The organism is Rhizobium sp. AC44/96 (assembly GCF_001692185.1).
Lineage (GTDB): Bacteria > Pseudomonadota > Alphaproteobacteria > Rhizobiales > Rhizobiaceae > Rhizobium.
In genome coordinates, this window is record NZ_LXKO01000030.1 from 269,771 (window position 1) to 296,604 (window position 26,834).

A 26,834-nucleotide genomic window follows, 5' to 3' on the forward strand; every position below is an offset into this window, starting at 1 on the left:
AACGCCAATCCTCATGCTGAAATTTTCACATACGCCAGAAGATGAGAAAGGAGCAGCGCTGCGTATCGCGGCAACTGGGCTTCCTTTCGAACACAGACATAGAGATCTCGCTCCGTCCAGCTTTCGGCGATCGGCAAGACGCGGTATTGCATGTGTTGGGCGTATCGGCGCGCCGCGCTCTCCGGCACGATGCCAATTCCCGCGCCGCATTCGACCATTTTGCAGAGCGCTTCGAAACTGTCGGTGCGTATCCGGATATGGGGCTTGCGGCCAAGCTCGTTCGCCAACCGCCGCAGAAATTGCGACAGCGCCACCTTCTCGCGCAGCGCAATCATGGGAAAATCCAGGATTTCCGAGAACGCGGCAGGGGCGGATAGGACCGAGTCCAGCGGAACGATGAGCATCAGTCGGTCCGGCATGAAGCGCCAGCGTTCAAGCCCCGTCATGTCGGCGGACGAGGCGACAATGCCGATATCGGCATCGCCGTTCTTGAGCATGTTGACGACTTCGAAGCTCGGCTTGTCCTGGACCGTGACATTGATCTGCGGATTAGCGCTCAGAAACGTGCCAAGGGCGAGCGGCATGTGTTCGGAAAGCATGTTCGTGTTGGACAGCAGCCGGACGCGTCCCCTGCTTCCTGCGGCAAACTCCTGCAGCTCCAGTTCCGCATTGCGCGCATCGTCAACCAGCTGTCGCGCCCGCCGGGCCAGCATTTCCCCGGCCAAGGTCGGGCGAATGCCGCGACCAGTCCTCTCGAAAAGCTCGAGGCCAACCGATGTTTCAAGCCGGCGAAGCCGAGTGCTGACGGCGGCGACGACAACATTGTTGGCTGCGGCCGCGGCTGTAAGGCTTCCTCCGTCGATAGCGGAGAGGAGCATCCTGAGATCCGTGAGGTCAAACTTCGGCATAAGCTTTCACTTTCTGTGAAATCTGCTTCTATGACAAACTGATGTTCATTGCCAGCGCGGCAGCGTTATGAGCGTGACAAGCCGCACACGCGACACATCGACACGCCGCTGGATCGCTCCATGCGACCAGTTAGCAGGCATTTCCATGCCTGAATTGCTCCCCGCGAGCGGCATTCATGCCGATGTTGGCGTCTGGAGTGCGGCGACGCGGATCAGCCTTGCTCGTGGGAGGCGAAGCTGGGTCTGGTAGTTGTTGTTCATGCTTGATGAAAGCACGCCGACCATGCTCAATTTTCCTCCCACGCCGCAGCCACCGCTGTTTCGCTCGCTACGCTCGATCGGCCTCTGTCTTTCCGCGCTGGGCGCAATGGCAGGTAGCACTTTCGCGCAAGACGCATCGAGTGCACCGCCCGACGTCGTTTCCCGCGGTCGCTATCTGGCGACGGCCGCCGACTGTGCGGCCTGTCACACGGCGCCCCACGGCGGCCAGCCTTTCGCAGGTGGCTATGGCATAGCCTCGCCACTCGGCACGATCTTTTCCACCAACATCACTCCTTCGCAGGAGAACGGGATCGGGAGCTATAGCGAAGAGGATTTCGCCCGCGCAGTTCGCGACGGTGTTGCCAAGGATGGCAGCCACCTCTATCCGGCCATGCCCTACACGGCCTATTCCAAGCTCACCGATGACGACATGAAGGCGCTCTACGCCTACTTCATGACCGAGGTGAAACCGGTCGAAAGTGCGCCGCAAAAGACCGAGCTGCCCTTCCCCTTCAGCATCCGCGCATCCATGGCCGCCTGGAACCTTCTGTTCCTCGGCAAGGACCGCTTCAAGCCCGATCCGGAGAGATCCGAACAGTGGAATCGCGGCGCCTATCTCGCCGAAGCGCTGGAACACTGCAGCACCTGCCACAGCCCGCGCAACCTGCTGATGGCCGAATCCTCCAGCAAGCCTTTGGCCGGCGGCTCGCTTGGTTCCTGGTATGCGCCGAACATTACCTCCGATCCGACAAGCGGCATCGGCGGCTGGTCCGAAGATGAGCTTGTCCAGTACATGCGCACCGGCCACGTCGCGGGCAAGGCCCAGGCAGCCGGCCCGATGGCCGAAGCTGTCGAGAACAGCCTGCAGCATCTTACCGACGACGACCTGAAGGCGATTGCCGTCTATGTGAAGTCGACCGAGCCCGTTGCTACCGGTGCCGCCAAGCCACGATACGACTATGGCAAACCTTCCGAGACCGAAGCAACGCTGCGCGGACTGCCGGGCCAGGCAGCGAATGAAAACGGCTTCCATATTTTCAGCGGCAGCTGTGCTGCCTGCCATCAGGTCAGTGGCCAGGGCAACACATTCTACCCCTCGCTGTTCCACAACACCGCGACCGGCGCAGCCGAGCCGGACAACCTGATCGCCACAATCCTCTTCGGTCTCAGCCGAACGGTGGGTGACGCGCATGTCTTCATGCCCGCCTTCGGCCAGACAGCCTCCTATACCGACCGCCTGTCGGACAAGGATGTCGCCGATGTCAGCAACTACGTGCTGACGCAGTTCGGCAATCCTGATGTAGCGGTGACTGCGGCGGATGTCGCGCGTATCCGCGACGGTGGCGACAAGCCGCTGATTGCCAAGCTTGCGCCCTATGCTGTCCCCGTTGCCATCGCCGCGGCGCTGATCGTACTCGCCGCACTCGCTTTCGCGCTGCGCAGACAGACGCGCCGGGCCGTCGCCTGACGCTTGCCCCTTATTCAAACGCATCGAACCCTTCGCGGGAGGTCATTTATGCCATCAGAGATTTCTCAACCCGCCGCACGTCTGGCGCAAGGAGTGAGCCGCCGTACGCTGCTGCGCGGCTCCGCGGCCATCGGCGGCCTGGCCATCATCGCCGCCATCGGCGCGCCGCTGCCGGCTGCTGCCGCAGATTCAGATATGCAGACCTTCACGCGGCTCTCCGAATTCCTCACCGGCTACCAGCTGGATCCCGTGCTCGGTGCCCGCTATCTCGCGGCACTCGTCAAACGCAGCCAGACGTTTCCAGCCGACGTAACCGCGTTGCAGCGGGCCGTTACGCAGTCCGGCGCGACCGACATGGATGCCTTCCTGGCGCTGCCGGCACTCGACCCCGCCGCCAAGGCAACGGCCACCACGATCGTCTCCGCCTGGTATCTGGGCGTTGTCGGCGAGCCGGCGGACGCAGAACTCATCACCTATGCCGAGGCGCTGATGTACCGCCCGACGCGGGGCATTCTTCCCATACCGACCTACGGACCCGGCCCCAACAATTGGGGCCCCAAGCCCGACAGCAAGATCTGACAGGAGCAAGACAATGGCAAACGACTCTTATGATGCCGATTTGATCGTCATTGGCTCCGGCGTCATGGGCGGCATCGTCGCCGCAAACCTCGCCAAGGCAGGCAAGAAGGTCATCGTGCTAGAGGCAGGCCCGCGCGTGAACCGCCGCGAGATCGTCGAGACCTTTCGCAACGCGCCCGTGAAGCTTTCGCTGGCCAACGCCAAGCTGCAGGGCGCGGGGTCACCGTTTCCGAGCCTTCCGCACGCACCATCCACCTATGGCGACTACCTGCAGTATGAAGGCCCGGTAAAGTACAACACCTCCTACCTGCGCGTGGTCGGCGGCACGACCTGGCACTTCGGTTCGGCGCTCTGGCGCATGATTCCGAACGACTTCAAGATCCAGTCGCTCTACGGCCGCGGCCGCGACTGGCCGATCGGCTACGACGATCTCGAACAGTATTACAACAAGGCCGAGCTGGAACTCGGCGTCACCGGCCTCGACGGCCAGGACGAGAGCGGCCAAGGCGGCGGTCCAATGCCGCCGCGCACCATGCCCTTCCCGATGAAGCAGCTTAATTCGAGCTACATGTTCAAGACGCTGGCGGAAAAGCTCTCCGTCGGCGGCTTCAACCCGGTTCTCGAGCCGCATGGCCGCGCCTCGCGCCCCTACGGCAACCGCCCGGTCTGCGCCGGCAACAACAACTGCAACCCGGTATGTCCGATCGGCGCCAAATATGACGGCTCGATGCATATCGACGAAGCTGAACGTCACGGCGCCCAGCTTCTCGACAATTCGGTGGTCTACAAGATCGAAGCCGGCGAAGATGGCAAGATCACCGCCATCTGGTACAAGAAGCCCGACAATTCCGAGCACAAGCTAACGGCCCGCTATTTCGTGCTCGCCGCCTATGGCATCGAATCGGCCAAGCTGCTGTTGCTCTCAACGTCCGACAAATACCCGAACGGTATTGCCAACTCGTCTGACCAGGTCGGCCGCAACCTCATGGACCATACCGGCATCAGCATGAACATGCTGACCAAGGACGACATGTGGCCCGGCGAAGGGCCGACGGAACTACTGGTCTACCTGAACCAGCGCGACGGCGCGTTCCGCAAGGATTATCCGAGCTACAAGATCAAGGTTCGCAATACCGTACCGACCGCCCAGATGACGCAAGGCTTCATCAAGAAGGGCATCCTCGGCTCGAAGCTCGACGAGCAGATCCGCAAGTATTCGGCCCGATCGCTGAACTGGGCAATCGACTTCGAGCCCTTGCCTTTGGCCGAGAACCGCGTCACCCCGAGCAAGACCAAGTTCGACGCGCTGGGTATTCCGGTACCAGTCCTCTACTACAGTGTCACGGACTACTGGAACGCCGGTCGCGACCGTGGCCTGCAGGATCTCAACAAGATCGCCGAACTGCTTGATGCCGAGGTGCTGTCGACCGACGTGAAATGGCAGAACCGCCAGCACGTCATGGGCACGACACGCATGGGTGACGATCCGAAGGACTCCGTCGTCGATCGCGACTGCCGCACGCATGACCACCAGAACATGTTCATCGCAGGCACCAGCGTGATGCCGTCAGCCTCGTGCATGAACCCGACGCTGACAGGTGCTGCGCTGAGCGTTCGCATCGCTGAGCAGTTGCTGAAGGAAATATAGGCCTCGTCGCTGGACGTCTCGTCGAAGACGCGACGCGGGACGGGCAACACCGCCCGTCCCGCGTCAGGTTGCCGTCAATTGCCGCCGTGTGCGGCAATCGCCTCCTGGAGATCTTTGAGCTCCTCGCAGCCGGTCGGGCAAAGTTGCTTCAGCGAAGCAAGCTGCAGCTTCGCCTTTTCCGTATCGCCAGTCTGCAGATAGAGCTCGCCGAGATACTCGTGTGCAGCCTTGTGATCCGGTTGCAACTCGAGAGCCTTGTTGTAGTAAGCGAGCGACGTCTCGTATTGGCCGGTCATGCGCAGCGTGTAGCCGAGCAGATTATAGACGTCTGCCTGCTGGTTATCCTCGGCAAGACCGCGCAGCTCTTCCAGTGCACCGGCATAGTCCTTGGCCGCGATCTTGGCGCGTACCGAAGTTAGGTCCGGGCCGTTGCCTGTTTGCATGTCGTCGATTGCGAAGGCAGGCATGGCCGTCAGCGTCGAGATCGCGGAACCTGCTGCCGATACCGCGCAGAAGCCGATGACGGCAGCGACGACGTAACTTGTAGACAGTCCTTTCATGACTGTGTCTCCTCAGGCTTGGATGGTTGGCGTGAAGGCATAGGCATTTCCGTCCTTGACGAAGCTGCCCGAGCCCGGGAACGGGAAGTGCGAACCGCAGATGGCGATCTTGTCGGCGATGACGCGATCAATCAGCTTGCGGCGGCTGTCGATAGCCATCGGTCCGTCCTGGTCGTAGCTGCCCTGCCATTCCGGATGGGGAGCAAGCAGCGCCGGGACGTACATGATGTCGGCCGAAACCAGCAGCTGGCTGTTTGCGGAGCTGACGAGATAGCCTGCGTGCCCCGGGGTGTGCCCGGGCGCCGATACGAGCTGGATCCCGGGTGCCACCTCCGCGCCGTCCTCGGCAAGCTTCCAGTTCTTCCAGGTTGGGAAGACCGCAGCTATTCGTTTTCCGGCCGCCCTGCGCCCCTCGGGAAGCGAGTCGACACGGGCGGGATCCGTCCACCAGTTGTATTCGGTGGAGTGGACGACAAGCTCGGCGTTCGCGAAGACAGGGGCGTTCGAACCCTTCTCCATAAGCCCCCAGACGTGATCGGGGTGGAAATGGGAGATCATCACCGTATCGATCTTCTTATAGTCGATGCCGGCGGCGGCCATATTGGCCGGAAGGTGGGTCGCGTTGGCCTGCCATTGGCCAACGCCCGAGCCGGCATCCATCATGATCAGCCGGCCGCCTAGATTGAGCACAACGACGGTCAGCGGGATCGGCATGAAGTCGGTCGGGAGATTGGCCTTCGCCAACGCCGCCTTCGTCTCATCGACCGAAGCGTTCTTGATGAAGGCCGGATCATGCGGCTTTCGCCAGATGCCGTCGTAGATCGCGGTTACCTCGATGTCGCCAACCTTGTAGCGGTAAAAGCCGGTTGCCGGTTCGTCGGGTGATGCGGCAAGGGCTGGCGCCACTATTTCCAGTTTGGATGCCAGGCCGAATGCGGCTGCGGCAGCAGCCGATCCGAGCACGGCGCGGCGTGACATTTCGAACATGGTAATGCCTCCTTGAGCTTTGAGGGGTCGCTCTGAGCGAGGCGCAACAATCTGCGATATCCTCGCTGGGAAAATAGATCGCACCGCCCCAGGCCTTATTCCGACCAGGCATGCGATTTCGCGCAACCGACTGAAATAAAACGCGTAATTTTCGTACCGTCATTCGAGGTCGAAAAAAGTGCGGTCGCTTGGAATAAAACCAGGCCAGGGATGATCTTGATCATGAGCGGCCGTTGCGCGTGCACCGACCGGAGGATTAGAATCGGCTGGGTCTGCAGCCCCTGAGGATGTGATGACTGATATCGGTATCGCCTGCCCTGCACTGCTCGACGACCGGCTGCTATCGGCCGCGTGGCGCTGGCGCTCTTGGTCGCTTGCGAAACTCGTTGCACGAGCCGCGACAGTCATCGTCGGCCTCATGGAAGAGACCAGGGGCGAAGCCCGAGCAGGCAAGGCCGACGTCTCGGCACAGCGGCATCAGGCGGACCTTGCACTGCGTTTTCAGCAGACGATCCTGCCGCATATGGATGCCTGTTATAATTTTGCGCGGTTCCTCAGCCGCGATGCCGATGCGGCGCAGGACATTCTGCAGGACGCGTTTCTGCGAGCCTATCGTAGCTTCGAAACCTATCGCGGTGGGGATCCGCGCGCCTGGATATTCACCATCGTCCGCAATTGCTATCTCGCCTGGCAACAGAAGGGACGCCGCCGCGCCCGTTTCGAGACACCGCTGGACGAGAGTGGCACCGGTTCCGACGAGAGCATGCCACACCAGGTCGCCTCGCAGGACGATACCGCGGAGACCACCATGATCCGCGAAAACGAGTCGGACCTGGTTCGCCACGTGATCAATACTTTGCCCGATCCCATGCGGGAAATTCTCGTGCTGCGCGAACTGGAGGAGCTGTCTTACCGGCAGATCGCCGAGATCATCGATGTCCCGATCGGTACGGTGATGTCTCGCATAGCCCGCGCGCGCCACGAATTCGCCGAGGCGTGGGCCGCCCTAGGAGACATCGAGGTGCCCGCATGACGAAGGACCAGCAACTGGGTTGCGGGCAATGGGGCCCTGTGCTGCACGCCTTCATCGATGGCGAGCTCGACCTCGTGCAGGCCGCCCAGCTCGACGCACATCTGGCAGGCTGTGCGGACTGCAAGGCGGAGATCGAAAGGGTGCGCGACGTGCGGCAACTGATCGGACGAGATGGTGTACGCTACACGGTTCCAGAGGATGTGCGCGCGCAAGTTCTGGCTTCCCTGCCGCTGGACGGGACCGCACCTTCCCCCTCGTTACGTGCCGACATGCAGCCGCGACGGACATGGGACCGCGTCTTCCGCTTCGTCCGTGATTGGAGCCTCGTTCCATCTCTGGCCGCGCTCGCGGCAAGTGCGATCCTCTTTTTCAACACGCCGGGGCCGGATCTTGGCATTGAAAATCAACTGCTAGCTAGCCACGTGCATTCGATGCTGGCCGACCATCTGACTGATGTGCAGACCTCCAACCAGCACACGGTGAAGCCCTGGTTCAACGGCCGCATCGACTTCTCTCCGCCTGTGAACGACCTGTCGAAGGACGGCTTCCCACTCGTCGGCGGCCGGGTGGACTATATCGGCGGCCGCGTCGTCGCCACGCTCGTCTATCGGCACAACGGGCACGTCATCAACCTGTTCATCTGGCCGCAGGCGGCCGGAAGCCAGACAGACAGCGAGCATGACGGCTACAACATGACAACATGGTCGGCCGACGGCCTCGTATTCTGGGCCGTATCGGACGTCAGCGCGCCCGACCTCGCCACATTCCGAACGAGCTTCATGCGACCGCCGGCTTGAGACTTAGCACCTTTGGGCTTGGCGCATTGGATTACGGGGAAAACCGCGGCCGTCCATTGCAGATTACTGTTTTGTCGAAGATGCTGCCTCAAAACCTGAGGAGTGCTCGCAAATGCAGTCAGGCTTGGCAACGATCACCATCGATGATGACGGCTACAGCGAGCATGTTGCTTACGAGCTTTCAAGCCAGACCGGCCTTCTGTTTGGCGCACGCGAGCTTCTTGTCAGAGCCAAACAAGCGAAAGCGGTGCGCCTCGCGATTTTGACCACCCGCCTAGAGCATCCCATCCGCATCGGCAACATCGACGAGAGTTGCGCCAACTTCTCCATCCTTAAGAACACCAATCGGCGTTGATGAAGCCCAAGATCGCCATAATGATCAGGCGGTCGACGCGTCGGTCCGGGCGGTTGCGAGCCACTACAGCGCGCGCGGCAGACTAATGCGCACGTCCAGCCCCCCATCCGAGTGATTGGATAGTGTCACGTCGCCGTCCATTTTCCGCAGCAAGGTCCGCGCGATCGTCAACCCGAGGCCGGATCCGCCCGTTCTTCTGTTGCGGGAATGCTCGAGCCGAACGAAGGGCTTGAAGACGTCCGTCATGCGGGAGGGGTCTATTCCAGGGCCGTCATCGCGCACTTTCAAAAGCACGCGGCGCGGCTCTAGAACAAGCGTCATGTGTGCCCTCGTGCCGTAGCTGATGGCGTTCTCGACGACATTTCGGATAGCGCGTCTGAGCGCGATCGGGGACGCGAGGCAAACGGGGCGTCCCGCCAGCCCCTCCTGCGCTTCGATTTCAATGTCCTCGTACTCATCGGCAACGGTTTCAACGATCGACGTCATGTCGATGCGCTCAAGGGTCTCGCCCGCGGAGTCCAGCTTGGCCAAACTGATCACTGATTCAACGGTCTCCTCGATATCGGCAATGTCAGTGGTCAATGCGGATTTCTCCTTGGAGTTTTTGAGGAGGGCGAGCCGCAATCGCATCTTCGTCACCGGCGTTCTCAGATCATGCGCAAGTGCCGCGGCAAGCAGCGCTCGTTCTTCAACGTGCTCCTGAAGCAGGGCCTGCGTCTGATTGAGGGCCTTGGCCGCGCTGCGGTAGTCCCGGCTTCCCTTCTCCGCAAGAGGCGGGCTGTTCAGGTTCGATCCCAGGCGGGAAACCGCCGCTTCAAGGAGGTGGTAGGGACCGGTAATTCGCGAGACGGCCCAGAATGCGATCAGCACAACGCACGCACTTACAAACAGATAAGTCGGAAGGCTCTCGGGATTGAGCAGCGGCCCGATCGGCGTTAGCGGGGTCACGAAGTTGACCCATTGGCCGTCCTTCAGCTGCAACGAAACGGTGTATCTCTGACTGTTGAGGAAGTCGCGGGCAACTTCCGACAGATCCTCCTCTACCTCGCCTGTGTCCTGCACGGCCGCATCGGCTGGCGGGGACGTGCCCGCCGTGTTTGGTTCATCAAGCCGCACCCGGGCATCCGTAACGCCAAACTTGGTCAGTCTGGCGACAAGAATATCCTCGACCTCGGCAAGCGTATCGGTTGCCGCGACCTGCGTCCCGACGGCGGGAAGAGATGAGAGACTGACAACGACCGTGGAATCGGCAAGCTCTCCGCTGAGATGCTTGCGTTCTTCGGCCGAGAGCGGGCTCATCAGCTTTGCCAGCCAGACGGCACGTTCGTTCATTCGGTAGAGGTCGACGATCTCGCTCGAGCTAACGCGATTTCGCGCCATGATCATGAAGAGGGTTGTCTGCGAAACGAGAAGCGTGCCGATCAGGACAATCAAAAGCCATGCGGGGAGCGTACGCGGAAGGAATCGCCAGCGCGTCGTGAAAGGAGCAGTTGCAGTATCGGCCATGACGTCCTCGGAAAACCAAGCTTTAGCAGCCATACAAGTCAGGCGGAACGACTGCGTCACCAGATTTTACAAAACGGAAGCGTCTTTTACACGGTCCCGAAAAGTGCCGCGCGCGATCGTGTGCGATACCTGACTGGAAAGAGATTCGCGAGACGTGCAATGCCAGAACCAAAACCAGTGAGGAAACCTGCACCCGTGCCGCAGAAGGCAGGGGTCAACGACAACGAACCTCAGATCGATCGTGAGGCCGAGGAACTTCTGGCGCTGCTGGCAGGAGCCGGAGACTCCGGTCGGTTTCGAAGCCCGCGCGGTTTTGCAACGCCGAAGCCGGCCTCAGCCGCGTTCGGCATGATCGATGTCGCGTTGGTCGCAGGCATCGCGACCACATCCCTGCTGCTGATCGCGCTGGCCTATTTCTATGTCTAGCTGGCTGGGAGCGCTGTTGGCGGCAGCAATTGCCGGTGACATGGTCGCCGTTTGCAGCGCCGCAAACGCGCAAGAACTCCTGTCCGTCCGCGACCAGCGCTGCGCGCGTATGCACCAGCAGCTTCAATCCGCCCTCATCCAGGCCGTCAGCGAGGACGCCAGCGATGAGGCGCGAAAGCTGAACAGCAAGGCGCTTCATCTCTGCGCCAGCGGCCGTCAATCGCAAGGGCTTAGAGCCTTTTCGGCCGCACTCGAGATCCTTCAAAAAGCTGGAGCCGATCGGTGAACAAGATGCGACGTCGTCAGATCTCGGTCCTGTCAATCGCGCTTGGCACCATTCTCCTGCTCGCCGGGACGGGACTGATCCTTGCTTCCGTCTTTTTTGTTGCGGCGATGCTGGCCGGCGCCTCCTACGACCTGAGCACGCCGTCCCTCCTTCTGCTGGGTGGATGCGTGCTCTGCGAACTGGCGTTCACAACCTTGAGAAAGAGGTGATCCCATGCTCGGCCTGGTTCACGCGATCTTGAGCTCCGCTGGCCTTGCAGCAGCTATCGTTTCGTTGCCAGCATATCTTCCATTTGGCGTTCCAGCGCAAATACGGCCGTCGGAGCTCGGCTGCGAGGCGCTGGCGGGCGGCATCACGGATCATTCCGGCCAATATTCCTGCATGCGCCTGCCGCGTTCCGATCCGATGTTCGAGCAGTACATCCTTGCCTACGTCGACGGTGTCGGCCTCTGCAATGTTGTGGCCGTCTCTCCCTACATCAAGGACGACGCGAGGGGATCGACAACACGCCACCTCTTCGACCGGGCAGCCCGCTCGATGCAGAAGGAGCTTGGGCCGCCCAGCGAGAGCATCGATCATTCACATACCCCTCTCGTCGCCGAAGACGGACATTTTCGTGAAGGCGTCATCAGTCAGGACCGGCAGGTCTTCGATCAGTGGACGGGTTTGAGCCAGCGCTTCAGCAATCTCGACTCCGTCAGTTTGACCGTGTCGGGCGACCCGGACTGGGGCCTCGCTGTCTACGGCATTTACCGGTTCAGCAACAACGATGCCTGCATGCGCGAGATGGAAGTGGTGACAGGACCGGATGGTGAGTAAACCGACGGGAAAAAGTGAACGCGTGACAGAATTTCGCCGACGCATGAAAAGGGCCGAGATCGGTTGGAACCTGCTCGGGCTCGGCGCGATTGCTGTCAGTCTCTTCATTCTCGGCCGACAACTGCAAAGCATCTCGTTCTCAGGATTACAAGCAAGTCTGCTTTCGATCGATCGGACGGCGCTCGTGGGATCGGCGCTGGCGGCAATGGCAGCCTATCTGCTGTTGGCCTCCTACGATCTGATGGCACTGAAATATCTGCGCCGCCAGATAAGGCCGGCATACGCGCTGGCCTCCGGGGCTACCGCCTTCGCCGTCTCCCACACGATCGGCGCATCCGTTCTGTCGGGAGCGCTGCTGCGATACAGAGCCTATTCGGCAAAGGGAGTTCCGGCCTCGGAGGTCTTGACGATGGTCGCCTTCTGCCTGGCGACCTTTGTGCTCGGCATGCTGTTCGTCGGCGGCATCGTCTTCGTCATCGACCCCTATATCGCCGACCGGCTGACGGAGAGCCTGCCACTCCCCTCCCTGCGCACCGCAGGCCAGGTCATGGTCGGGCTATGCCTGCTCTATGTCGCTTTCAGCTTCTTGCCGTTGGGAAATGTGCGCGTGGCCGGCATGACCATTTCATATCCGCCCCCGGGAATCGCCCTATGCCAGCTGTCGATCGCAGCTGCCGAGATCCTTTGCGCCTCCCTGGTGATCTATCTGGTCCTTCCGGCCGAGAACAATCCCGGCCTGCTCGTTACAGCAGGCATCTTCACGATTGCGTTCGCCGCCGCGCTGGTATCACACGCGCCCGCCGGTCTGGGCGTCTTCGAGCTGATCTTCATGGCGGGTCTCAGCGAGATGGCCAAGGAGGACGTCCTGGCCGCTCTGCTGGTGTTTCGCCTATTCTATTTCATTGTTCCGTTTTTGCTGTCAGTCGTCGCGATCGCGATCTTCCAGCTTCGGATGCGGCGGGCGATCGGGTAACGCCGCAACACGTGGCGACAGATCGTCGAGGTGCGACGAAACGATCCCGAAACATCATTCCTGTGGATGCGCACCCGACATCCGCCATCACGCGACCAATCAAGTCCGGCTGCACTTAGTCCGCAGTGATCTCAGCCACGAACTGGTAGCCCCCGCCGCGGACGGTTTCGATCATCGATGGCGTGCGGGGATCGTCGTCGAGCTTGCGCCGAAGTCGGCTGACGAGAATGTCGATGCTTCTGTCGAAGCTCTGGCTTGCATCGCCACCGCACGCCTCAATCAGTTGCTCGCGGCTGAGAACCCGCCCCCGCGCTTCGACGAGAGCGGCAAGCAGATTGAACTCCGCTCGCGTCAGCTCGACGCGCACGCCCGAGGGATCCTGCAAGCGCCGGCGCTCGACGTCCATTGTCCAGCCCGCAAAACCGACATGACCGCTCGTGCGCGGTTGCTCCTGAGATACTTCGCCCTTGCGGCGAAGAACGGCGCGGATTCTTGCCAGCAATTCGCGCGGATCGAAGGGCTTCGAAACGTAGTCGTCGGCGCCCATTTCGAGGCCGACGATCCGGTCTGCGGTGTCCGCGACAGCAGTCAGCATGATGATCGGCAATTTCGATCGGGAGCGGATCTCCTGACATAGTTCCAGGCCGCTCTTGCCCGGCAGCATGACGTCGAGCACGACAAGGTCGATGTCGGAAACCTCCAGCGCCGCGAGCAGACCTTGACCGTCTTGCGCAAGCGATACGCGCAGTCCGCGCCGCTGAAAAAAATCCTTCAGCAAGCTGCGAATGTCGGCGTCATCATCAACGATGAGGATATGTGGCAATGAACAGGCCTTCTCGAAGTGCGGACACGCCGCCAGCACTTATGTTGGAGCAAGCGGCGGTCAACTCAATACCATAGGCAAATCCGACATAAACCTTTCAAATTGTTCCAGGACGACGATGATACAATCGAGAAACAATTCACTGAGATGCCAAACCAGAGAAACCGCCGGACAGATGACCCGGCGGCTTTAGTGCACAGCGTGTCGACCCGAAGCGGACCGACCTCGGCATGAGACCGTCTATCGGCTATTCGGCGGCAACCGCCGCGCGGGTGCCGTTCAGCGCGATCAGCCGCTTTGCACGCTCGAGCGACGCGCTCTGCTCGTTGCGATAACGGGCGCCGATTTCCATCATGAGCACGGTTCCCGGCAGGAACTCGAGTTCGCTGAAGATATCCTCCCAGTCGATATCGCCCCAGCCGAGCGGCATGTGCAGGTCGCCGATGCCGAGCGCCGTCGATTCCTGCAAGTGATAAGGTTTGTAGAAGGCCTGCGGGCGGCCGAAGGAGTCATGCACATGCAGGTGGCCGGCGACCGGTGCCATGGCGCGGATCTGCTCCCGGAAGTTGAGGCCGCGATAGGTTGACTCGATGTAGGCGTGGCTGAAGTCGATAAGCGCGACGAGGTTCGGGTGACCGACTGCCTTGACGGTCTCCGCGACCTCAACTGGCGTCTGGCGATATTGTCCGGGTTCCGTCGTGAAGATGTTCTCGAACGCGACGCGCACGTCATAGCGCTTGGCGAACTCGGCCAGTTCGAACAGCGCTTCGCGTTCGCGCTGGTCGGCGCCGGCACGTTCGAAGAGCTGGTCCGCACGCAGGTTTCCGCCATGCTGAACGATCACACGGGCACCGATCTTGTCGCAGACTTCCATCAGCGCCTTTGCGGCGTCGATCTGGTAACGGGCGGTGGCCGGATCCATGAAGTTCGACGAGACAAGGCCGTGGACCGTGTAACGAAACGGGAACGGGGCGGTGATCGCCGCGAGGCGCTCGGCACGCTCCTTGACGACGCGGCCGCCCGCGATTAGGTCGATGCTGGTCAGACCAAGCTCGACGGTTTCTACGCCAAGCCCGGCCAGGCGGCGCAGATCGGCTTCAAGGCTGTCGAGTTCTCCGTCGGTGGAACCGGAATTGAACCCAGTCGAGATGATGTTGCTCATGGAACGTCCTTCTTGAGGTTGGGATTAGATTGCGGTGGAGACTGCCACCGCATGAAAAGTGAGGCAGGGCCTCGCCAGCCCGGACAGCGCGGCTTAGCTAACGGTCGGGTCGAGCTTGTCGCGCAGCCAATCGCCGACGAGCGAGATGGAGAGTGTCGTCAGCATGATGACGCTGGCCGGTGCCAGCATGATCCACGGCGCGCGGGTCAGATATTCGCGCCCGAAGCCGACCATGTTGCCAAGGCTGGATTCCGGCGGCTGGACACCAAGGCCAAGGAACGAGAGCCCGCTTTCCATCAGGATGATCTCCGGGAAGGTCAGCGTCATCGAAACGATCAGCGTCGAAGCAACATTGGGCAGGATGTGACGAAGATAAACCCGCGTCGGCGTGGCACCAAGCTGCACGACCGCCGCGGCAAATCCCTGGGCTCCGGCGGCAATCGCCAGGCCGCGCGCGATCCGTGCATATCGCTCCCATCCGTAAAAGCCCATGAGGCAGACGAGCAGGATCATGGACGAACCGAAAAAGGCAAGCACCGCCAGGGACATGATCAGGAATGGAAGTGCTGCCTGAAAGTCCGCCAGCACCAGCACGAGATGTTCGACAAAGCCGCGAAAGCGCGCCGCGGCAAAGCCGAGCAATGTACCGAAGACCGCCGACAGTAGCGTCGCGCCGAAGGCGATGACGAGCGAGATGCGGATCGACTGGATAAGGCGCGAAAGCACGTCGCGCCCGAGTTCGTCCGTGCCAAGCCAGTGCTTGGCCGAGCCCGGCGGGGAAAGCCTGCTCGTCAGATCCATGGCCGTGATATTGTAGGGCTTGATATAGTCGGCAAGCACCGCGACCGCGACCATGGCGACGAGCCAAAGGATACCGAACCCGACCAGCAGCGGGACCGTTCGCCGCAGGCGCGAGATCCAGGTCATTCCTTTTCGGGCCGGCAGGGTTTCGCTGAAATCGGCAGTAGCCATCGTATTTTTCCTCAATGTCCCGCGTGCGAACGCAGCCGCGGATCAAGCCAGCCGTAGAGCAGATCGACGACGAGGTTGGAGACGACCATCGTGGCGGCGACGATCAGGAGAATGCACTGGACGACCGCCAGATCGCGGTTGCTCACGGAGACGACCAAGAGGCGGCCGATCCCGGGCCACGAGAAGATCGATTCCACGACGACGGCACCGGCAATCAGCGAACCGACCATGAAACCGACGATCGTGACGATGGGTACTGCCGCATTCGGCAGCGCGTGGCTCCAAACGACGTCGCGCCACTTCAAACCCTTCGCGGCCGCCGTGCGGATGTAGGGCTGGCCCATCACCTCGATCATGGCGCTGCGGGAGAAGCGGGCAAGAATGCCGATCCCGCCGATGCTCATCGTGATTGTCGGCAGGAAGCCGTGCATCCAGGTATCCTGCCCACCGGACGGCAAAAGGCCCAGCATCACCGAGAAGATCAGCACGAGAACCAGTCCCATCACGAAGGATGGAATGGTGAAGCCAAAGATCGCGAGGAGGATCACGCCACGATCGGCAAAGCTTTGCCGATGCAGCGCGGCATAGACCCCTGCCGGGATGCCGATGACCAATTTCAGCAGCAATGCCGGCACGGTCAGCTGCAGCGTCGCCGGAACACGCTCCATGACCAGGTGCAGCGCCGAAGCCTTGTCGCGCATCGATACGCCGAAATCGCCGGTGAAGATGGATTTGAGATAGGCGACGTACTGGACCCACAGCGGCTGGTCGAGACCCCATGCCTTTCGGAAAGCGTCGATCGAATCCTGCGGCACATCTGGCCCCAGCATGACCTGCGCCGGGTCGCCCGACATGCGCAGCACGACGAAGGCAAATGTCACGACAGCCAGGATTGTGATCAGTGCGCGAAACAGCCGCACGAGAATGAAGCGGATCATGATGCCTTCCCTACGCTGCGATCTGGGCGTCTTCGCCGGCGGTCACGTGGCAGGCTACTGTTCGCCCATCGTCGATCTGCCTCAACACAGGCGCCGTCACGCGGCAGATGTTCTGCGCCAGTGGACAGCGCGGATGGAACGCGCAACCTGACGGGCGATTGGCGGGATTGGGCGGCTCGCCCTGCAGGATCGTGCGCCTCTGAAGACGTGTACCCGGCCGAGGCACGCTGGAGACCAGCGCCCGGGTGTAGGGGTGAAGCGGCGTACGGAAGATGACATCCGATGACGCCTCCTCGACGATGCGGCCGAGGTACATGACCGCGACCCGGTCGGCGACATTGCGCACCACCTTGAGGTCATGGCTGATGAACACCATGGCGATGCTGTATTGCTGCTGCAGGTCGCGTAGCATGTTGACGATTTGCGCCTGGATCGAGACATCGAGGGCCGATACGGGTTCATCGCAAACCAGAAGCTTTGGTCGGGAGGCCAGTGCGCGCGCAATGACCGCACGTTGACGCTGCCCGCCGGACAGTTCGTGCGGAAAGCGCGTCGCCTGATCCGGCCGCAGACCAACCGCCGCCATCAACTCGGAGACCCGCGCAGCGCGATGCTCCTTCGGAATCAACCGGTGGATTTCCAGCGGTTCCGCAAGCTGCGTGGCAATGTTCAGGCGACGGTCGAGCGCCGCAAGAGGGTCCTGGTAAACCAGCTGCATCTTTGCCCGCAGTCGTCGCCAGTCCGAGGTACCGCGCGCCGGCATCTCCCGGCCTTCAAAGCGAACCTGGCCTTCCTGTGCATCATCGATGCCAAGCAGCATTCGCCCAAGTGTCGACTTTCCCGAACCGGATTCGCCGACGATACCCAATGTCTCGCCCGGCATGACGGCGAACGAGATTCCGTCGACCGCGCGCACCGGCGTCGCATGACCAAACAGACCACGGCGAACATGGTAGATGCGAACGAGGTCGCGCGCTTCAATTAACGGCGTCATTGCATCGCCCCTTCTGCTATCCAACCCTTTGTCTCGACGACGATCGGCGCCTGTGAGACCGGGCGTGTGCACGCGAGCCAGCGACCGTCGCCTATCGAAACCAGCGGTGGTAACTCGTGGCGACAGGCCTCGACGGCGCGGGAACAGCGCGGTGAAAACGAACAGCCTTGCGGCAGGGATCTGGGATCGGGAACAGTCCCGGCAATCGGGATCAGGCGCTGGCGAGGACCGTCGATGCTGGGGATGGCGTCAAAGAGCCCACGCGTATAGGGGTGGCGCGGATTGGCGAATAACTCGCCCACGCTGCCTTCCTCAACGATGCGTCCCGCATACATCACACAGACCCGGTCGCAAACCTGCGATACGGCGCCGAGATCATGACTAATGAAAACGGTGGCCATCCCCGTTTCAGCCCTGAGAGAGATCAGCAGATCAAGGATCTGTGCCTGGATCGTCGCATCGAGCGCCGTCGTCGGCTCGTCGGCAATCAGGAGGTCCGGCTCGCCGGCAAGCGCCATGGCAATCATCAGTCGCTGACACTGGCCGCCTGAAAACTCATGCGGATAAAGATCGAACCGGCGCCGGACATCGGGTATCCCGACCATGTCCATCAGACGCCACGCCTCCTTCTTTGCAGCCTCGCCGCGCAGGCCGCGATGGATGGCAAGCGCCTCGGTAATCTGACCGCCAATCTTCAGAACCGGATTGAGCGAGCTCGACGGATCCTGGAAGATCATCGCGACCCGACCACCACGGATGTGCTCGAGCGCGGATCGCGGAGCTCCGCGCAGTTCCTGACCATCGATTTTCACCGAACCGCCAACGCTGGGCTTGCCGGGCAACAGGCCAAGGGCGGCAAGCCAGGTCACCGACTTTCCGCAGCCGGATTCGCCGACTAGGCCGACAGCTTCGCCTCTCGCGATGTCGAGATCGATGCCGTGCAGAACCTGCACGCCGTCGAACGCGACTTTCAGCCCGCGCATTTCCACGAGCTTGGTGGCAGTGGTGCTCATCTGTTCGCCATTCCTGTCGATCGTTTGCGTCCGTAACGAACGAGATGGGTCCGGCAACTCATGCCGCCGGACCCAGATTTACCGATGAGCTCAGCTCGGCCAGTTGTTGGAACGGAAGTCCATCGCGAAGGCCGGTGCGGCCTTCCACTTCAGCGACGACTTCATGCCGGTGAAGACCGCGTTCTGGTGGAGGACCTGATAGACGGGATCTTCGCGCTCGCAGATCTCCAGCATGCGGGCGAAGGCCTTCTTGCGCTGCGCATGATCGGTGCTGGTTTCCAGAATCTGGGACATCTGGTTGACCTCGGCGTTCGACCAGTCCTTCTTCTGCTGCACTTCGCCGTTCGGACCGAACTGGGCAACGATCGAGGAAACCGGATCGTTGAAGTTGGCGGAGGCCGACCAGTCACGCACGCCCTTGACGCCCGCCGGATCGTGGATCTGGCCCCAGTTTTCCTTCATTTCGATCTCGACGTTGAGACCGACCTGCTTCCACATCTCCACCATGATCTGACCGTTGGCAGTCTGGTTGGTGTAGTAGTTGTTGAGCAGGCGGAACGGGATCGCGTCACCCTTGTAGTTGGCCTGCTTCAGGAGGTCCTGTGCCAGCGTCGGATTGTATTCCGGCACGCTCCAGCCTTCGACGAACATGTCGCCGTAGAATGGGAACTGCAGGCCTGCGGGGATCTTCGTCTGGCCGGCCCATAGAGCATCGACGATCGCCTGGCGATCGATCGAATGCGTCATGGCGCGGCGAACCAGCGGGTTCTGCAGGATGGGGTTCTGTGTGTTGAACACGGAGATGCGATGATTGTTGATCGTCGCGCCCTGTACTTCGAAACCAGCTGCGTTCTGCACGGTGGCGATCTGGTCCGGCGGCAGGTCGCAGGCGAAATCATACTCGCCTGACAGCAGGCCGTTGACGCGCGAAGCGACCTCGGGAACTTCGACAAAGCGGATCTGCTCCAGCGGCGGGCGGCCGCCCCAATACTCGTCGAAGGCAACCAGCGTCAGCGACACGTCAGGCTTGAATTCTGAGACCATGTAAGCACCCGTCGTAACCGGCTTGCGCGCCCAGTCGACATAGGTTGCCGCCTCGTCCCAGGCGCGACGGTTGGCGATCTGGCTGCCGAAGGCGTAAAGGCGACCTTCGAGCGTCACGTCAGGCGTGACGTTGTGGAAGCGCACCGTGTATTTGTCGACAGCTTCGACACCGGCGAGCGCCGGCCAGAGGCGACGACCGACGCCGGGGATGGTTGCCGGCAGTTCCTTGACCGATGTCGGCTTGTTTTCGTCTTCGAAGATGGTCTTGCCGCCGGCCGGCTGCGTGCTGCCGAAGACGCGCTGCGAGGAGAAGCTGAAGACGACGTCTTCGGCGGTCAGTTCGTCACCGTTGTGGAACTTGACGCCTTGGCGCAGCTTGAGTTCCAGCGTCTTGTCGTCGATGCGCTTCCAGTCGGTGGCGAGGCCGGCGACAGGGCCCTGATTGCCCATCCAGTCGCGCAGGATCAGGCCTTCCCAGAGGTTCGGGAAGAACACGCGCTCGCCGACGTTCGACTGCTCGTTCCAGATGTCGAGCGTGTTGTTGTTGGTGATCTTCTGAACCGCGATCGTCACGGACGGGCGCTTGCCTTGGCTGAATGCAAAGCGCGGCAAGATCGCGACGCCTGCCGTTGCACCAAGCAGCCCCAGAGCGCTGCGTCGATTGATTGAAAGCATGAAAGTCTCTCCTTTGACGAGGTTTTCTCGGATACGGCCCGGTACAAATGTCGCGGTGTTTTTAGGGCCGGGTGCGTGTCGTTTTCTTAATGGTGCGATGAAGTTTTCATGACATTTAAGATGCTGTATTTATTCATTAATATTGAGTATTACGGACGCAGGAATTCATCCTGAAACCTTCCGGATTTCAGGTCTTGATGCTCGTTCTCGAGCCAGATCAGCACTGCAAATTACAGATCGCGCCCCGTTTCCCGTGGCTCGGTCATGATGTTCCCAAAAGGCTCTGCGCCGTGATCTCGTCTGTCATCAAACCGTTGATCAGACGTCCTCTCAGCGCTCCTCGAATGGCCGCTTCTTTTCGCTCGCCCTTTGCCACCCCGATCACCAAGGTTCTACTGCAGGACGGAATGGGCGCGCTCGCGACCCGATCGTTGGTGATCCCCTCGACCAATTTGCCGTCCTTGTCGAACGTCCAACCGACGATCTCGCCCACTACTCCGGCCTGTTGAAGGCGCTTCAGCTCGTCTTTCAGAATGAAGCCATCGAGGAAGAGCGGCGCTTCCGGCCCCACATCCCCAATGCCGACAAAGGCAACGTCCGCGCGCGCCGCAAGCGACAGCGTCTGACGGATGACGGGCTGGCTATGAAGGATCGTTCGCTCCTGCTGCGATGAAGCGATGACGGGAACCGGCATCGGATAGCATTTCGCGGTGATCATGTCGGCAAGCTTGAAGACGACATTGTAGAACCAGACCGATCCTTCCCGGGTGATGTTGCCGGTCAGCGAAACGATCTTGTGCTGCCGCGCCTCCATCGGCACCATTTCCTCGACTGCAGCTTTAAGAGTGTGCCCCGTTCCGATGGCGATCACCGCAGGCTTGTCACCGGCCAGCCGGCGTTCGAGTTCGGCAGCGACCGCCTGGGCAAGGCCACCGCTCAAGCCAAGCGCCTGATCGCCCGAAGGAATGACCTCCACGAACTGAAGCGCAAACTTGCTCTTCAGTCGGGCCGCGAGGCTCATGCAATCGCCAACCGGGTGATCCAGCCGGATCTTGATCAGCCCCTGCTGGACGGCACGCGACACGAGCCGTTGCGCGGTCTGCCGGGAAACACCCAGCTTCTGTGCGATTTCATCCTGGCTGTGCCCACCGATGTAGTAGAGCCATCCGGCCTTTGCGGTGAAATCCAGCCGACTGCTGTGATCATCACGCCTTGCGATCATATCGACATCTCCGCCGCTCCATGGTCGGTCGGCACCATTCCTGCTGACGGAGCCTCGGATCGCCTCATGCCTCGATCTCCACAGGCCGTCGGACCTCGTGGTGGCCGGCGATATGGCGGCGCAGGATGCGTCCCAGATCTGCGGTACCGACAGCAACATCTTGTGCGCCAGCCGCGAGCAGAATGTCGCGCCTGCCTGCGCGCGGATCATCGGGCGCGACGAATCCGATTGCCTTGACGCCGGCGGCGCACGCTGCCCGGATGCCAGCCGGGCTGTCATCGATCAGAATGGTACTCGCGGCGCTCGCGCCCATCCTGGCGAGACAAAGCTCGACAAGGTCAGGGGCAGGCTTTGGCGCCGCGACCATCTCGGCGCTGAAGACGTTCGGCGCGAAATGCCCCCAGATGTCGAGAAGGCCCAGGCTCATCTTGAGGCGCTCCACCGAACTGTTCGACGCGACGCACTTTGCAATATCGAGCCCTTGCAGGACGTCGCTTATACCATCCATCGCCCGGAGTTCGCGCTTGAACTCCGCGAAGATCTCGACATGCCATTTGGCAAAGACGGCATCGACCGCGGAGAGGCCGCGCTCAACCAGAATATTCCGCAACTCGGGTTCCGACTTGCCAGTAAACTCGACAAGAACGTCGCGCGGCGTCATCGCGATGCCCGCATGCGTGATGGCATGGGCAAGCGTACGCGCAGCAATCGGTTCGCTGTCGATCAGGACACCATCGCAGTCAAAAATCAGAAGATCTATTTTGCTCATCAAATATACTGTTCAGGTGAAACGTGGTGCGGTGCCCCGCTTGAAACATGTGACTATGCAGCAGCGTCGCGCGATGCGGCGCGAACTGCCAAGGCAAGAGACGGATCGTCGCTCGTGATCCAGCCGACGCCCTGCCCGAGCCAATGCTCGAGTTCCGCGTGTTCATTCAAGACCCAGCAGCACAGGCGTTCGCGCGATATGATTGCTTCGATTTCGGCAGCGGAAGCGGCAAGCAACGTCTTTTCTACGGCCACAAGATCGGCAAGCTCGGCAGCCCGCGCCACCGTCGCAGCCACACCGAGCCGCTCCGCAGACTTCGTATTGATCGAACAAAGGCGCCCGATCTCCGGTGCCACGCTCTTGCACCGCGCGAGGACGTCATGATTGAAGCTCGTCAGCAAGCTGCGACCGGCAAGACCGTGGCGTTCGAGTGCGGCAGCCGCCAAGGCTTCAAGTCCTTCATAGGGCACACCGTCAGCGTCAGCCTTCAGCTCGACATGAAGTTCGACCGGCCGCGAGGCGGCAAACAGTGCGAGCACCTCATCAAGCGTCGGAATAGACTCTTGTGATCCCTTGAGAGCTATCGCGGACCGCTGGTCGGGCGAAAGCGACCTGACCTTACCCGTCCCCTCGGCGGTGCGATCGAGCGTGGCGTCGTGAATGACGACGAGCTCACCGGCATCGGTCAGATGCACGTCGAACTCGATGGCATCGACCGGCAGCTCCAGCGTCTTTCTGAACCCCTCCGTCGAGTTCTCGGGCCACAGATTGCGCGCTCCGCGATGACCAACGATCTTCGTCATGGAATACCTCGTCCTAAAAATTGGCTGAGCGGAAAAATCGCTGCGCATGGCCGCACGAACGGAGGGCGACAGTTGTCGCGTCCCCGTTCACGAGATCTTCGCTAGAAAAATTGCTCAACTGCCGCTCGGTTATTGTTCGCCGGATCGTATAACGGCGGCAAATAACCGTGGCATGACATCTACTTCCAGCCGCGAGCAAATGCTCACAACGCACACCTCAATAGCCGACAACCGGCCGGGCCGGCGTCCTAATCCACCAGCCTAGAGCGCACCGACCTCATCACGGCGCTCGAGGCGAATGGTCTGAACAAGACCCTTGGGATGGCCGTTCGCAATCTCGATCGTCCCGCCGAAACGCTCGATGATCTCCTTGGCGATCGCCAGACCCAAACCCGCTCCCGGAACGGTCTTCCTGCGCGCCATGTCGACCCGGAAGAATGGTTCGAACACCTGGCTAAGCAGTTCCGCAGGAATCCCCGGGCCATTGTCCGAGATCGTGATCACCGCCGCGCCAGCCTGATCCTGCCGAAGCGTAACGGTCGCGCCGCCACCGTGTGTTGCAGCGTTGATGACCAGATTTCGTATCGCCCTTTTCAGGGCCAGCGGCGTGCCGCGTACGGGGATGGGCTCAACAGCCCCTGGGTGAACCTTCAGCCCAAGTTGACGCATCTCGCCGACAATCTCGGAAATCAGATTGTGCAGCTGAACGGAATCAGACGCACTTTCGGCAGCAACCTCCTCACGCACCAGGCGAATAGCGCTGTCGGCGATGGAATCCAGCTCCTCGAGATCGGCAAGCCACTTCTCTCTTTCTTCATCGTCCACGACAAACTCGGCCCTGAGCCGCATTCGCGTCATCGGGGTCCTGAGATCGTGACCCGCAGCCGCGACAAGCCGCATTCGGCTTTCCATTGCGGAGCGCAGCCGTGCAGAAAGTCTGTTGAGCGCCTGCGCGGTCGCGCGCACCTCGCCGGCACCGGTTTCGGGTATGTGCGGCAGCACACCGTCGGATCCGATGCGACCTGCCGCACTCTGCAGCAGCTCCAGCGGGCCGGTGATCTTGGACGCCGCGAAAATGGACACCGCCGTGCTTCCCATGACGATCAGCACCATCCAGCCTGCAAGTACGAACCACCCGTCGGGCGGCGGCCCGTGGTTCGGGACCACGGCATACAGCCACTCCTTGTTGGCCAGCTGCACGCCCGCCGCTGCCTCATTAGACCGCGACTGCTTGGTAACGACAGTCTCACCGAAGATGCCAGTGCTTTCGAGCGTCTGCGCCAAGGCGGACGACAGCAGGTCGTCGCGCTCGCCGGAAGGCGGAGCATCGCGCAGCAGCACGCCCGCCCGCAGGGCACTGTCCCGACTGGACGAGAGCAGCGCCGTCCCCATGCGCATCTGCGCAACGACGGTCGCCAGTCTCACGTCGGTACTCGGTGGCTGCAACACCCTGCTCGCGACGAAGGTGGCGAGCGTCACGACCGTGACGATCGCCAAAATCAGGAGGGCGACAATTCTGTTTCGCAATGACTTCATCGGTTCAGCGTCGATAGTTTGACAGGAACGGTCAGCTGATAGCCGCCATTCCTGACCGTCTTGAACAAGGGGCTCGCACTCCCGTCGCCGAGCTTGCGGCGCAACCGGCTCACGAGCACGTCGATCGAGCGGTCCAGTGGCTCCCGGCTCCGGCCCTGTGTCACATCAAGGAGCTGATCGCGAGACAACAAGCGACCTGGACGCTCGAGGAACACTTTAAGCAGGTCGAATTCGGCGCCGGTGAGCTCGATTTCGCTTCCATCGTCGCAACGGACACGTCGCAACTCCGGATCGACCTCGAATTTCGCGAAGTGATAGATCTTCGCCTGGGAAGCCTCGGGCTCCACGACCGCCATTCGGCGCAGCACGGCCTTGATTCTCGCCAGCAATTCACGCGGGTTGAACGGCTTGCTGAGATAATCGTCTGCCCCGAGCTCCAGCCCGATGATCCGATCGACGTCTTCCTTGAGCGCGGTCAACAAGATCACGGCCACCGGCGGACGCCTATCGCGCAGGTCGCGGCAGATATCCAGGCCCGATCCATCCGGAAGCATCACATCCAGCACGATCAGGTCAGGGTTGCTCGTCGCAAGCAGGGCTTCGCATTCGCGGCGATCTGCGGCGACAGACACGCGCATCCCTTGCCCGGTCAGATACCGTGACAACAAGGTCCGGATTTCCCGGTCGTCGTCGACAATCAAGATGTGATCACTGTTGTTCATCGTTCCAGCCTGTTTGACTTGCGAATAGCGACCCTATCGCGCTCATGCCGAAGAAATTTGTAACTTTGTATTGCTGGCACGGAGTCAGCAACGTTCATTTACAAATCTCGGAGATTCGGACGAACACAGCAACGTTTCGGCGAAGCGCAGACAAACTCCCCTTGTAAATCGGCTTCATCAATCACCGGGAGCCGCATGGGCAACACGTTCTCCCCTTTTCACACTGCCGCACCGGCCCCATGCGCTCCGATCAACCGAAGGTTCGTTGGTGCCGCTCACGCTCCTCCAGCAAACCCGTCCGTAGGGATAATGTTTGTGTCTGTAATGAAGAAAGCAGATTTTCGCCTGGCCGTATTGCCCCTTCTCGCCAGCGTGGCCTTGGCGGGCTGCAACGACAGCAAGACGGCAGCCCAGCCGCCGGTCGTCAAACCGCAGGTCAGCGTAGTATCGATGCACCCCAAATCCGTTACCATCACCGCGCAGTTGCCGGGCCGTACGGCAGCATCACTCGTCGCGGAGGTCCGTCCGCAGGTCGGCGGCATTATCAGGACGCGAAACTTCAAGGAGGGAACGGAGGTAAAGGCCGGCGAGATCCTCTACGAAATCGATCCAGCCCCCTATCAAGCAACCTATGACAGCGCCGCAGCCGCGCTTCAAAAGGCACAAGGTGCCCTGCCGAGCGCGCAGGCAAAGGTCGATCGCTACAAGAATCTGACGGCGCAAAACGCAGTCAGCGTCCAGGATCTGGACGACGCAAAATCGACCCTCGTGCAGGCCGAAGCCGATATCGCATCCGCAAAGGCGGCTCTTGAAACAGCGCGCATCAACCTCGATTACACAAAGATCCGGGCGCCCATCGACGGCCGCATCGACGCCTCGGCCGTGACGGTCGGGGCGCTTGTCACCGCCGAGCAGACCACGGTTCTCACAACGGTTCGCGCTCTCGACCCGATCAACGTCAACGTCACGCAGTCGAGCACCAATCTCCTGAAGTTTCGCAAGACGGTCGAAACAGGAAAGCTCAAGCTGACGGGCGACGATGTCAGCGCTCACCTCACCCTCGAGGACGGCAGCAACTACGGGAGGACCGGCAAGCTGGAATTTGCCGAAGCCTCTGTCGACGAAAGCGTCGGCACCTTCACCGTCCGCGCGGAATTCCCGAACCCCGATCACACCCTTCTTCCCGGCATGTACGTGCGGGCAACTATCGAAGAGGGCGTGGCTGAAAAGAGCTTCCTCATTCCGCAGCGCGCGATCACCCGCGACACGAAGGGCGACCCCACCGCCCTGTTCGTGACGAGCGAAGGCAAGATCGAGCAACGTGTGCTCGGCGTGGATAGGAGCGTTGGAAACAACTGGCTCGTCCTGTCCGGCGTCAACGATGGTGACAAGGTCGTCGTCGAGGGCAGCCAGCGGGTTCAGGTCGGACAGGGCGTTGCGGCCAAAGAGGTGACCATCGACGACTCGACCGGCGACATCATGACCTCACAGGCAGAACCCGAACCAACGAAGCAGGCTTCGGCCGCATCGCACTCGCAGCTCTGAGGTCGCTCGT

28 protein-coding genes are annotated in these 26,834 nt (G+C 61.2%); 12 read left to right on the forward strand and 16 right to left on the reverse strand.

The window, feature by feature from the left end:
- Positions 1-11: 11 nt before the first annotated feature.
- Positions 12-908: a LysR substrate-binding domain-containing protein gene (locus A6U87_RS21000; RefSeq protein ID WP_065693235.1), complete on the reverse strand. Its 897-nt coding sequence runs from the start codon at positions 906-908 to the stop codon at positions 12-14.
- 259 nt (positions 909-1,167) lie between these two features.
- On the opposite strand from A6U87_RS21000, the gene A6U87_RS21005 reads away from it, so the two are divergent.
- Genes A6U87_RS21005 through A6U87_RS21015 form a run of 3 tightly spaced genes read left to right on the forward strand, consistent with a single transcriptional unit; the run spans position 1,168 to position 4,864 of the window.
- Positions 1,168-2,637 carry a cytochrome c gene (locus A6U87_RS21005; protein ID WP_244499545.1) on the forward strand — a complete coding sequence of 490 codons (1,470 nt, stop codon included), beginning with the start codon at positions 1,168-1,170 and terminating at the stop codon, positions 2,635-2,637.
- Positions 2,638-2,685: 48 nt separating this feature from the next.
- Positions 2,686-3,216 (forward strand): sugar dehydrogenase complex small subunit, encoded by a 531-nt coding sequence (locus A6U87_RS21010; protein ID WP_065693237.1) that lies wholly within the window; start codon positions 2,686-2,688, stop codon positions 3,214-3,216.
- Between the two features lie 13 nt (positions 3,217-3,229).
- Entirely contained in the window at positions 3,230-4,864 is a 1,635-nt protein-coding gene (locus tag A6U87_RS21015; RefSeq protein WP_065693238.1) for a GMC family oxidoreductase, read from the forward strand.
- Positions 4,865-4,938: 74 nt separating this feature from the next.
- On the opposite strand, the gene A6U87_RS21020 is transcribed toward A6U87_RS21015, so the two are convergent.
- Both A6U87_RS21020 and A6U87_RS21025 read right to left on the reverse strand, forming a co-directional pair.
- Positions 4,939-5,424, reverse strand: coding sequence for a tetratricopeptide repeat protein (locus tag A6U87_RS21020; RefSeq protein ID WP_065693239.1), 486 nt, complete (start codon positions 5,422-5,424; stop codon positions 4,939-4,941).
- 12 nt (positions 5,425-5,436) lie between these two features.
- On the reverse strand, positions 5,437-6,411 hold the full coding sequence (locus A6U87_RS21025; protein ID WP_065693240.1) for an MBL fold metallo-hydrolase: 975 nt from the start codon (positions 6,409-6,411) through the stop codon (positions 5,437-5,439).
- A 292-nt stretch (positions 6,412-6,703) separates the two neighbouring features.
- Between A6U87_RS21025 and A6U87_RS21030 the strand changes: the two genes are divergently transcribed.
- The 3 genes from A6U87_RS21030 to A6U87_RS21040 all read left to right on the forward strand — a co-directional run bounded on the left by A6U87_RS21030 (position 6,704) and on the right by A6U87_RS21040 (position 8,596).
- Entirely contained in the window at positions 6,704-7,444 is a 741-nt protein-coding gene (locus A6U87_RS21030) for a sigma-70 family RNA polymerase sigma factor (protein WP_065693241.1), read from the forward strand.
- Positions 7,441-8,241, forward strand: a complete 801-nt coding sequence (locus A6U87_RS21035; RefSeq protein ID WP_065693242.1) for an anti-sigma factor — start codon at positions 7,441-7,443, stop codon at positions 8,239-8,241. The genes A6U87_RS21030 and A6U87_RS21035 overlap by 4 nt, the downstream gene beginning before the upstream one ends.
- Before the next feature lie 124 nt (positions 8,242-8,365).
- Positions 8,366-8,596 carry a hypothetical protein gene (locus tag A6U87_RS21040; protein WP_244499546.1) on the forward strand — a complete coding sequence of 77 codons (231 nt, stop codon included), beginning with the start codon at positions 8,366-8,368 and terminating at the stop codon, positions 8,594-8,596.
- A 63-nt stretch (positions 8,597-8,659) separates the two neighbouring features.
- On the opposite strand, the gene A6U87_RS21045 is transcribed toward A6U87_RS21040, so the two are convergent.
- Complete coding sequence (locus tag A6U87_RS21045; RefSeq protein ID WP_065693244.1) at positions 8,660-10,102, reverse strand: ATP-binding protein; 1,443 nt, start codon at positions 10,100-10,102, stop codon at positions 8,660-8,662.
- 195 nt (positions 10,103-10,297) lie between these two features.
- Between A6U87_RS21045 and A6U87_RS21050 the strand changes: the two genes are divergently transcribed.
- From A6U87_RS21050 to A6U87_RS21070, 5 genes are read left to right on the forward strand one after another with little or no spacing between them, the layout of a single operon-like run.
- Positions 10,298-10,528 carry a hypothetical protein gene (locus A6U87_RS21050; RefSeq protein ID WP_065693245.1) on the forward strand — a complete coding sequence of 77 codons (231 nt, stop codon included), beginning with the start codon at positions 10,298-10,300 and terminating at the stop codon, positions 10,526-10,528.
- A gap of 16 nt (positions 10,529-10,544) precedes the next feature.
- Positions 10,545-10,814 carry a hypothetical protein gene (locus A6U87_RS21055; RefSeq protein ID WP_065693246.1) on the forward strand — a complete coding sequence of 90 codons (270 nt, stop codon included), beginning with the start codon at positions 10,545-10,547 and terminating at the stop codon, positions 10,812-10,814.
- Positions 10,811-11,023, forward strand: a complete 213-nt coding sequence (locus tag A6U87_RS21060; protein WP_065693247.1) for a hypothetical protein — start codon at positions 10,811-10,813, stop codon at positions 11,021-11,023. Before A6U87_RS21055 ends, A6U87_RS21060 begins: the two co-directional genes overlap by 4 nt.
- Before the next feature lie 4 nt (positions 11,024-11,027).
- Positions 11,028-11,633 (forward strand): hypothetical protein, encoded by a 606-nt coding sequence (locus A6U87_RS29790; protein ID WP_065693248.1) that lies wholly within the window; start codon positions 11,028-11,030, stop codon positions 11,631-11,633.
- 22 nt (positions 11,634-11,655) lie between these two features.
- A complete protein-coding gene (locus A6U87_RS21070; protein ID WP_158007290.1) occupies positions 11,656-12,606 on the forward strand; it encodes a lysylphosphatidylglycerol synthase domain-containing protein in 951 nt (316 codons plus the stop codon).
- Between the two features lie 115 nt (positions 12,607-12,721).
- Here A6U87_RS21070 and A6U87_RS21075 read toward each other — a convergent pair whose 3' ends face one another.
- The 12 genes from A6U87_RS21075 to A6U87_RS21130 form a co-directional block, all read right to left on the reverse strand.
- The gene (locus tag A6U87_RS21075; RefSeq protein WP_065693250.1) at positions 12,722-13,429 is read right to left on the reverse strand and encodes a response regulator transcription factor; all 708 of its coding nucleotides are present in this window, start codon (positions 13,427-13,429) and stop codon (positions 12,722-12,724) included.
- 247 nt (positions 13,430-13,676) lie between these two features.
- Positions 13,677-14,591, reverse strand: a complete 915-nt coding sequence (locus A6U87_RS21080; protein ID WP_065693251.1) for a TIM barrel protein — start codon at positions 14,589-14,591, stop codon at positions 13,677-13,679.
- 93 nt (positions 14,592-14,684) lie between these two features.
- Positions 14,685-15,563 carry an ABC transporter permease gene (locus tag A6U87_RS21085; protein ID WP_065693252.1) on the reverse strand — a complete coding sequence of 293 codons (879 nt, stop codon included), beginning with the start codon at positions 15,561-15,563 and terminating at the stop codon, positions 14,685-14,687.
- Between the two features lie 11 nt (positions 15,564-15,574).
- Entirely contained in the window at positions 15,575-16,501 is a 927-nt protein-coding gene (locus tag A6U87_RS21090; protein WP_065693253.1) for an ABC transporter permease, read from the reverse strand.
- A 10-nt stretch (positions 16,502-16,511) separates the two neighbouring features.
- Positions 16,512-17,495 (reverse strand): ABC transporter ATP-binding protein, encoded by a 984-nt coding sequence (locus A6U87_RS21095; RefSeq protein ID WP_065693254.1) that lies wholly within the window; start codon positions 17,493-17,495, stop codon positions 16,512-16,514.
- On the reverse strand, positions 17,492-18,508 hold the full coding sequence (locus A6U87_RS21100; RefSeq protein ID WP_065693255.1) for an ABC transporter ATP-binding protein: 1,017 nt from the start codon (positions 18,506-18,508) through the stop codon (positions 17,492-17,494). Before A6U87_RS21100 ends, A6U87_RS21095 begins: the two co-directional genes overlap by 4 nt.
- A gap of 90 nt (positions 18,509-18,598) precedes the next feature.
- Positions 18,599-20,227, reverse strand: coding sequence for an ABC transporter substrate-binding protein (locus A6U87_RS21105; RefSeq protein ID WP_065693256.1), 1,629 nt, complete (start codon positions 20,225-20,227; stop codon positions 18,599-18,601).
- Positions 20,228-20,489: 262 nt separating this feature from the next.
- On the reverse strand, positions 20,490-21,449 hold the full coding sequence (locus A6U87_RS21110) for a sugar-binding transcriptional regulator (RefSeq protein ID WP_065693257.1): 960 nt from the start codon (positions 21,447-21,449) through the stop codon (positions 20,490-20,492).
- 64 nt (positions 21,450-21,513) lie between these two features.
- On the reverse strand, positions 21,514-22,218 hold the full coding sequence (locus A6U87_RS21115) for an HAD-IA family hydrolase (protein ID WP_065693258.1): 705 nt from the start codon (positions 22,216-22,218) through the stop codon (positions 21,514-21,516).
- 53 nt (positions 22,219-22,271) lie between these two features.
- Entirely contained in the window at positions 22,272-23,021 is a 750-nt protein-coding gene (locus A6U87_RS21120; RefSeq protein ID WP_065693259.1) for a glycerophosphodiester phosphodiesterase family protein, read from the reverse strand.
- Positions 23,022-23,282: 261 nt separating this feature from the next.
- Positions 23,283-24,557, reverse strand: a complete 1,275-nt coding sequence (locus A6U87_RS21125; protein ID WP_065693260.1) for an ATP-binding protein — start codon at positions 24,555-24,557, stop codon at positions 23,283-23,285.
- Positions 24,554-25,279 carry a response regulator gene (locus tag A6U87_RS21130; protein ID WP_065693261.1) on the reverse strand — a complete coding sequence of 242 codons (726 nt, stop codon included), beginning with the start codon at positions 25,277-25,279 and terminating at the stop codon, positions 24,554-24,556. Before A6U87_RS21130 ends, A6U87_RS21125 begins: the two co-directional genes overlap by 4 nt.
- A gap of 324 nt (positions 25,280-25,603) precedes the next feature.
- On the opposite strand from A6U87_RS21130, the gene A6U87_RS21135 reads away from it, so the two are divergent.
- Entirely contained in the window at positions 25,604-26,824 is a 1,221-nt protein-coding gene (locus A6U87_RS21135; protein ID WP_244499547.1) for an efflux RND transporter periplasmic adaptor subunit, read from the forward strand.
- Positions 26,825-26,834 lie beyond the last annotated feature (10 nt).

What these genes read in the sequence shown, in the direction of transcription:
- A6U87_RS21000 (WP_065693235.1), bottom strand. Translation starts at nt 908, where the DNA reads ATGCCGAAGTTTGACCTCACGGATCTCAGGATGCTCCTCTCCGCTATC.
- A6U87_RS21005 (WP_244499545.1), top strand. Translation starts at nt 1,168, where the DNA reads ATGCTTGATGAAAGCACGCCGACCATGCTCAATTTTCCTCCCACGCCG.
- A6U87_RS21010 (WP_065693237.1), top strand. Translation starts at nt 2,686, where the DNA reads ATGCCATCAGAGATTTCTCAACCCGCCGCACGTCTGGCGCAAGGAGTG.
- A6U87_RS21015 (WP_065693238.1), top strand. Translation starts at nt 3,230, where the DNA reads ATGGCAAACGACTCTTATGATGCCGATTTGATCGTCATTGGCTCCGGC.
- A6U87_RS21020 (WP_065693239.1), bottom strand. Translation starts at nt 5,424, where the DNA reads ATGAAAGGACTGTCTACAAGTTACGTCGTCGCTGCCGTCATCGGCTTC.
- A6U87_RS21025 (WP_065693240.1), bottom strand. Translation starts at nt 6,411, where the DNA reads ATGTTCGAAATGTCACGCCGCGCCGTGCTCGGATCGGCTGCTGCCGCA.
- A6U87_RS21030 (WP_065693241.1), top strand. Translation starts at nt 6,704, where the DNA reads ATGACTGATATCGGTATCGCCTGCCCTGCACTGCTCGACGACCGGCTG.
- A6U87_RS21035 (WP_065693242.1), top strand. Translation starts at nt 7,441, where the DNA reads ATGACGAAGGACCAGCAACTGGGTTGCGGGCAATGGGGCCCTGTGCTG.
- A6U87_RS21045 (WP_065693244.1), bottom strand. Translation starts at nt 10,102, where the DNA reads ATGGCCGATACTGCAACTGCTCCTTTCACGACGCGCTGGCGATTCCTT.
- A6U87_RS29790 (WP_065693248.1), top strand. Translation starts at nt 11,028, where the DNA reads ATGCTCGGCCTGGTTCACGCGATCTTGAGCTCCGCTGGCCTTGCAGCA.
- A6U87_RS21080 (WP_065693251.1), bottom strand. Translation starts at nt 14,591, where the DNA reads ATGAGCAACATCATCTCGACTGGGTTCAATTCCGGTTCCACCGACGGA.
- A6U87_RS21085 (WP_065693252.1), bottom strand. Translation starts at nt 15,563, where the DNA reads ATGGCTACTGCCGATTTCAGCGAAACCCTGCCGGCCCGAAAAGGAATG.
- A6U87_RS21090 (WP_065693253.1), bottom strand. Translation starts at nt 16,501, where the DNA reads ATGATCCGCTTCATTCTCGTGCGGCTGTTTCGCGCACTGATCACAATC.
- A6U87_RS21095 (WP_065693254.1), bottom strand. Translation starts at nt 17,495, where the DNA reads ATGACGCCGTTAATTGAAGCGCGCGACCTCGTTCGCATCTACCATGTT.
- A6U87_RS21100 (WP_065693255.1), bottom strand. Translation starts at nt 18,508, where the DNA reads ATGAGCACCACTGCCACCAAGCTCGTGGAAATGCGCGGGCTGAAAGTC.
- A6U87_RS21105 (WP_065693256.1), bottom strand. Translation starts at nt 20,227, where the DNA reads ATGCTTTCAATCAATCGACGCAGCGCTCTGGGGCTGCTTGGTGCAACG.
- A6U87_RS21110 (WP_065693257.1), bottom strand. Translation starts at nt 21,449, where the DNA reads ATGATCGCAAGGCGTGATGATCACAGCAGTCGGCTGGATTTCACCGCA.
- A6U87_RS21115 (WP_065693258.1), bottom strand. Translation starts at nt 22,218, where the DNA reads ATGAGCAAAATAGATCTTCTGATTTTTGACTGCGATGGTGTCCTGATC.
- A6U87_RS21120 (WP_065693259.1), bottom strand. Translation starts at nt 23,021, where the DNA reads ATGACGAAGATCGTTGGTCATCGCGGAGCGCGCAATCTGTGGCCCGAG.
- A6U87_RS21125 (WP_065693260.1), bottom strand. Translation starts at nt 24,557, where the DNA reads ATGAAGTCATTGCGAAACAGAATTGTCGCCCTCCTGATTTTGGCGATC.
- A6U87_RS21130 (WP_065693261.1), bottom strand. Translation starts at nt 25,279, where the DNA reads ATGAACAACAGTGATCACATCTTGATTGTCGACGACGACCGGGAAATC.
- A6U87_RS21135 (WP_244499547.1), top strand. Translation starts at nt 25,604, where the DNA reads ATGAAGAAAGCAGATTTTCGCCTGGCCGTATTGCCCCTTCTCGCCAGC.